At 69.4% G+C, this 5,471-nt stretch carries 7 protein-coding genes; 6 read left to right on the top strand and 1 reads right to left on the bottom strand.

Going from position 1 to position 5,471, the window contains the following annotated elements; all coding sequences use genetic code 11:
* The first annotated feature begins 61 nt into the window (after positions 1-61).
* The 5 genes from B2J89_RS20610 to B2J89_RS20590 all read left to right on the top strand — a co-directional run bounded on the left by B2J89_RS20610 (position 62) and on the right by B2J89_RS20590 (position 4,065).
* Positions 62-1,105, top strand: a complete 1,044-nt coding sequence (locus B2J89_RS20610) for a methionine ABC transporter ATP-binding protein (protein WP_169170726.1) — start codon at positions 62-64, stop codon at positions 1,103-1,105.
* A 3-nt stretch (positions 1,106-1,108) separates the two neighbouring features.
* Positions 1,109-1,774 (top strand): methionine ABC transporter permease, encoded by a 666-nt coding sequence (locus tag B2J89_RS20605; protein WP_169170725.1) that lies wholly within the window; start codon positions 1,109-1,111, stop codon positions 1,772-1,774.
* Positions 1,775-1,873: 99 nt separating this feature from the next.
* Positions 1,874-2,674 carry a MetQ/NlpA family ABC transporter substrate-binding protein gene (locus tag B2J89_RS20600; protein WP_169170724.1) on the top strand — a complete coding sequence of 267 codons (801 nt, stop codon included), beginning with the start codon at positions 1,874-1,876 and terminating at the stop codon, positions 2,672-2,674.
* 188 nt (positions 2,675-2,862) lie between these two features.
* Positions 2,863-3,294 carry a host attachment protein gene (locus B2J89_RS20595; protein ID WP_169170723.1) on the top strand — a complete coding sequence of 144 codons (432 nt, stop codon included), beginning with the start codon at positions 2,863-2,865 and terminating at the stop codon, positions 3,292-3,294.
* A gap of 111 nt (positions 3,295-3,405) precedes the next feature.
* Positions 3,406-4,065: a dienelactone hydrolase family protein gene (locus B2J89_RS20590; protein WP_169170722.1), complete on the top strand. Its 660-nt coding sequence runs from the start codon at positions 3,406-3,408 to the stop codon at positions 4,063-4,065.
* A gap of 35 nt (positions 4,066-4,100) precedes the next feature.
* Here the strand turns inward: B2J89_RS20590 and B2J89_RS20585 are convergent, their stop codons facing one another.
* Positions 4,101-4,745, bottom strand: a complete 645-nt coding sequence (locus B2J89_RS20585) for a phosphoribosyltransferase (protein WP_169170721.1) — start codon at positions 4,743-4,745, stop codon at positions 4,101-4,103.
* A gap of 176 nt (positions 4,746-4,921) precedes the next feature.
* On the opposite strand from B2J89_RS20585, the gene B2J89_RS20580 reads away from it, so the two are divergent.
* A partial coding sequence (locus B2J89_RS20580; protein ID WP_371809109.1) for a DUF6817 domain-containing protein occupies positions 4,922-5,471 on the top strand: 550 nt, incomplete at its 3' end.

Genomic DNA, 5,471 nt, shown 5'->3' with positions numbered 1-5,471 from the left:
CCCCTTTGTTTGCCCACAGGCTTCCGCAGCGCAGCATGCGTGCGGTGGCCCTTTTTTTTCCATGATCGAGATTCGGGGACTTTCCCAGACCTATCCGGGCCCGACGGGCCCCGTCGAGGCCCTGCGCGGCATCGACCTGCACATTCCGCCAGGCGAGGTGTTCGGCATCATCGGCCGCAGCGGGGCGGGCAAGAGCTCGCTGGTGCGCACCATCAACCTGCTCAACCGCCCGACCCAGGGCGCGGTGATCGTCAACGGCCGCGATCTCACGACGCTGGACGATGCCGAGCTGCGCTCCGCGCGCCGCGACATCGGCATGGTGTTCCAGCACTTCAACCTGCTGTCGTCGCGCACGGTGTTCGACAACGCGGCGCTGCCGCTCGAGCTGGTGGGCATGTCCAAGGAGGAGATCCGCCGGCGCGTCGACCCGCTGCTCGAACTGGTGGGCCTGACGCAGCTCGCCGACCGCTATCCGGCGCAGATCAGCGGCGGGCAAAAGCAGCGCGTGGGCATTGCGCGCGCGCTCGCCAGCCGGCCCAAGGTGCTGCTCAGCGACGAGGCCACCTCGGCGCTGGACCCGGAGACGACGCGCTCCATCCTCGACCTGCTGCGCAAGGTGAACCAGGAGATGGGCCTCACCGTGGTGCTGATCACGCACCAGATGCAGGTCATCAAGCAGGTGGCCGACCGCGTGGCCGTGATCGACGCCGGCCGCATCGTCGAGCAGGGCCCGGTGCTCGACGTGTTCACGCGCCCGCAGCAGGCCATCACCAAGAGCCTGATCGACGAGATCGTGCCGCAGGAGCTGCCCGCCAGCGTGATGGCGCGCGTGCGCCAGCTCTCGGCCGGGCTCAGCGGCGGCGTCGGCCAGTTGCTGCGCCTGTCGTATGCGGGCGAGAGCGCCTACCAGCCCATCCTGTCGCACCTGATCCGCGACCTCGGGCTGGAACTGTCCATCCTGCACGGCCAGATCGACGAGATCCAGGACCAGCCTTTCGGGTCGCTGGCGGTGTTTGCCAGCGGCGCGGCCGAACAGATTCAAAGTGCCGTTGCGCACCTGCGCCAGCACGGCGTGCAGGTCGAAGAAGTGCCCAGCAAGGATTGAGCGATGTTTGAAAATTTCTCTGAAATGATGCTGGAGCTGTTTGCCACTTCGCTGTGGGAAACCATCGTCATGGTCGGCATCTCGGGCGTCGTGGGCGCGCTCATCGGCATCCCGCTGGGCGTGTTCCTGCGCCTGACCGACAAGGGCGGTGTGCTCGAAAACAGCCCGCTCAACAAGACCGTGGGCTGGATCGTGAACGCCGTGCGCTCGACGCCGTTCATCATCCTGCTGGTGGCCATCATCCCGTTCACGCGCCTCATCACGGGCTCGTCGATCGGCACGGGCGCCGCCGTGGTGCCGCTGACCCTGGCGGCCGCACCCTTCATTGCGCGCCTGGTCGAAACCGCGCTGCGCGAGGTGGACAACGGCCTGGTCGAGGCTGCCCAGTCGATGGGCGCGACCACCGGGCAGATCGTCTGGAAGATTTTGCTGCCCGAGGCGCTGCCTGGCATCGTCGCCGGCCTGACCATCAGCTTCGTGAGCCTGACCGGCTACTCGGCCATGGCGGGCGCGATCGGCGGCGGCGGCCTGGGCGACCTGGGCATTCGCTACGGCTACCAGCGCTTTCTGCCCGACATCATGCTGGCCGTGGTGGTGGTGCTGATCTTCTTCGTGCAGGCCATCCAGAGCCTGGGCGATTGGGCCGTGCGCCGCCTGAGCCACCGCTGAATAACTCCTGTTTTGATAGCTAATAGCGCTTGCCCCATAAGCGCTGGAGGCTGATTTGGCTTCATTATTTTGAGGGGCGCTGCCCCAAGGACACACACCATGCACAAACGCACTTTGCTCCAGTCCCTGGCCGCCGCCGCCGCAGCGGCCGCTCTGCCGCTGGCCGCGCTCGCCGCCGACAAGAGCGTCACCATCGGCATCACCGCGGGCCCGCACGCCCAGATCGCCGAAGTGGCCAAGCGCGTGGCCGAAAAGAGCGGCCTCAAGGTCAAGCTGGTCGAGTTCAGCGACTTCATCCAGCCCAACGCCGCGCTGGCGCAGGGCGAGATCGACGCCAACATCTACCAGCATGTGCCCTTCCTCGAAACCCAGAACAAGGACCGCGGCTACAAGCTGGTGGCCGTGGCGCCGGCGGTGCGCCAGCAGATGGGCATCTATTCCAAGAAGGTCGCCAAGCTGGCCGACCTGAAGACGGGCGCGCGCGTGGGCATTCCCAACGACCCGACCAACGGCTCGCGCGCCTTGATGGTGCTGGCCGAGCAGGGGCTGGTGCAGCTCAAGCCCGGCGTGACCACACGCGCCTCGGCGCTGGACATCGTGGCCAACCCCAAGAAGCTCAAGTTCGTCGAACTCGAGGCCGCGCAGCTGGCGCGCTCGCTCGACGACCTCGACGCCGCGGCCGTCAACAGCAGCTACGCCGTGGCGGCGGGCCTGCGGCCGACGGGCGACTCGCTGGCGCTCGAGAACCCGAACACGCCCTATGTCACCGTGGTCATCGCGACCCGCGCCGGCCACGAGAAGGACGCCGACCTGCTGGCTTTCGTGAAGGCCTACCAGTCCCCCGAAGTGAAGGACTTCGTGGCCGCGCAGTTCAAGGGCGCCTACACGGTCGCCTGGTGAGCCGGGCCGGCCGGCCGGGGAGCTGCCAGCGCACGCCCGGGCCAGGCCGCGTGGCCCGTGCCGCACGGCGGTGGCCGGGGCATCCGTGCGCAGAGGTAGCGGTTGGCGTGAAGGCCTGGCGCGTGGCTTGACCGGCCTGGTCCGCGGGGGGAAGATGAAAATTCTTCCCACCGAAAGCGGGGCGCACCATGGAAAAGCCAGTCTGGGTGGTCGTGGCCAATGGTTCCAGGGCCCGTGTGCTGGAGCAGCACCCCACCAAGCCGGAGCGCTGGACGGAGACGGAGTGCTGGGTGCACCCGCAAAGCCGCGTGCACGGCGCCGACACCGGCCACGGGCCTGCCGGCCATGCCGGCCGCTCGGGCCTGGCGTCGCGCAGCGGGCCCCAGGAGCATGAACGCCGCGCCTTTGCCCAGCAGCTCGCCGGGCTGGTCGCCACCGCGGTCGGTGAACGCCGGGTCGGGCGCATCGTGGTGTTCGCCTCCAACCCGTTTCTGGGCGAGTTGCTCGCGCACCTGGACAGCGAATCGCGCAAGCGCGTGGCCGACAGCCATGCGCTGGACCTGACCAGCCTGGGCATGCACGAGCTCACGCAGCGGCTGCACAGCGATTTCCATCTCTGACGCGGCGCGCACGGCCGCCCTGGCGGTGCCCGTGCCCTGCACCAGGGGAGATGGCGCAGCTGCTCCACGGCGCGGAAGAAACGCTGAGCGCGGGCATCGAAGGAGGTAGGCATGGCATTGCCGTTCGAACAACTGGTGCAGGTTCCCGTGGATCCGGTCCACATCGAAGGCCTGCTGGCGCTGCCCGCCGCGCCCCTCGGGCTGGTGCTGTTCGCCCATGGCAGCGGCAGCAGCCGGCACAGCCCGCGCAACAACCAGGTCGCCCGGGTGCTGCACGCACGCAGCGTGGGCACCTTGCTGCTCGACCTGCTCACGGTGGGGGAGGATCTCGATTACCGCACCCGCTTCGACATTCCACTGCTGACGCAGCGGCTGCAGGCCGTGGCGCGCTGGCTGGGGCGGCAGCCCCTCACCGATTCGCTGCCGCTGGGCTATTTCGGCGCCAGCACGGGCGCGGCGGCCGCCCTGAGGGCCGCCGCGGCGCAGGGCCCTGCCATTCGGGCCGTGGTCTCGCGCGGCGGCCGGCCCGACCTGGCCGGGCCCGAGGCGCTGGCGCGCGTGGCCTGTCCGACCCTGTTGCTCGTGGGCAGCCTGGACACCGAGGTGTTGGAGCTCAACCGGCTGGCGGCCTCGCACCTGCGCTGCCCGCACACCTTGGGCATTGTTCCGGGCGCCAGCCATTTGTTCGAGGAGCCCGGCACGCTGGACGCGGTGGCCCGGCAGGCCGCCGACTGGTTCGAACGCTACCTGCGGCCTGTCCCCGGCGCTTGAGCCGGGGCGAGGCCAGCCTGGGCTCGCCCCGTTACTCACGGCTTGAGCAGTGCGATCACCTCGTCGTCCTCGACCTGGCCAAAGTCCCGGTAGAACTGGCCCACGGCGTGAAAGTCGGCGGGCGTCTGCAGGCACAGCACCTCGTCGGCCAGAGGGCGGACCAGGGCGAGCGCCTCCGGCGACGACACCGGCACGGCGCAAACCAGCGTGGCGGGGTGGCGCTGGCGCAGGCCGTGCAGGGCGGCCACCATGGTGGCGCCGGTGGCCAGGCCGTCGTCCACCACGATGACGGTGCGGCCCGCAGGGTCCAGGGGCGGCCGCACCGGCGTGTACAGCAACCGGCGCTGGCGGATGGCCTCCATCTGCCAGTACTTTTCGGCAGCGAGGTAGGCCGCATCGGCGCCGGCCCCAGCGGCGTAGGGCGAGAGGTAGGTCCAGCCACTCTCGTCGACCGAACCGATGGCGTACTCGGGCTGGAAGGGAGCGCCCAGCTTGTGCACCAGCACCACGTCGAGGTCGCCCTGCAGCGCGGCGGCCAGGGCATGGGCCATGGGCACCGCACCGCGCGGGATGGCCAGCACCAGTGGGTTCTTGCCGCGGTAGGCCTGCAGCCGCGCGGCAAGCTGGCGCGCGGCATCCTGGCGGTCTTCGAAGATCAGCGGGCGGGAGGCGGAGGGCATGGCGTGCTCGGGACGGCAGGGGCCGGTCGATGCAGTTTCAGCATCCTGGCGGCGCAAGTCAACGGCCTTTTCACGCCCGCCCCGCGTGCGGTCCAAGCCCGTGGCTCGGCGGGGCGTTTGCCGGGCGTGGATACTCGGGTTGCCATTTTCCCGAAAGAGACCGCGAAAGAGACCCCATGACCCTGCCATTGCACCCGCTCGACCCCACCCTGTTCACGCGCGCCCAGGCGCTGCTCGACGACGAATGGCTGGCCCAGGACGCTGACCTGGCCCCCGTGCTGCCCACCGTGCTGGCGCGCAACGTGGGCCAGGACTGGCACAAGGCTGGCACCTTCCGCCACCACCTGGTGGGCGTGGCGCGTTCGCTCACGCTGTGGCAGCAACCGCGCGACATCCGCCTGCTGGGCCTGCTGCACAGCGTGTACGGCAACGCGTTCGTCGACCTCGTCAAGTTCGATGCCGCGAGCGAACGCGGCCGCCTGCAGGCGCTGGTCGGCGAATCCGCCGAGCACCTGGTCTACCTGTTCTGCACCATGAGCCGCACGCAGTTCGTGCAGCGCGTGCTCGACAACGCGCTGGAGACCGATGGCAGCCTGGTGCTGGAGAAGAACGGCCAGCCGCAGCGGCTCACGCCCTTCGAGGTGGCGGCCTTCCTCGTGGTCAGCATGGCCGACACCATCGAGCAGTGGTTCAGCTGGCAGGACGACGTCTATTCGCGCTTTCCGG

The sequence above is a fragment of the Acidovorax sp. SRB_24 genome (genome assembly GCF_012931925.1).
Note: the sequence above shows the minus strand (reverse complement) of the source record. Positions and strands in the feature narration are given on the sequence as shown.

Excerpts from the sequence above, each read along its gene's own strand:
- B2J89_RS20600 (WP_169170724.1), top strand. The coding sequence starts at position 1,874 with ATGCACAAACGCACTTTGCTCCAGTCCCTGGCCGCCGCCGCCGCAGCG.
- B2J89_RS20610 (WP_169170726.1), top strand. The coding sequence starts at position 62 with ATGATCGAGATTCGGGGACTTTCCCAGACCTATCCGGGCCCGACGGGC.
- B2J89_RS20605 (WP_169170725.1), top strand. The coding sequence starts at position 1,109 with ATGTTTGAAAATTTCTCTGAAATGATGCTGGAGCTGTTTGCCACTTCG.
- B2J89_RS20590 (WP_169170722.1), top strand. The coding sequence starts at position 3,406 with ATGGCATTGCCGTTCGAACAACTGGTGCAGGTTCCCGTGGATCCGGTC.
- B2J89_RS20595 (WP_169170723.1), top strand. The coding sequence starts at position 2,863 with ATGGAAAAGCCAGTCTGGGTGGTCGTGGCCAATGGTTCCAGGGCCCGT.
- B2J89_RS20585 (WP_169170721.1), bottom strand. The coding sequence starts at position 4,745 with ATGCCCTCCGCCTCCCGCCCGCTGATCTTCGAAGACCGCCAGGATGCC.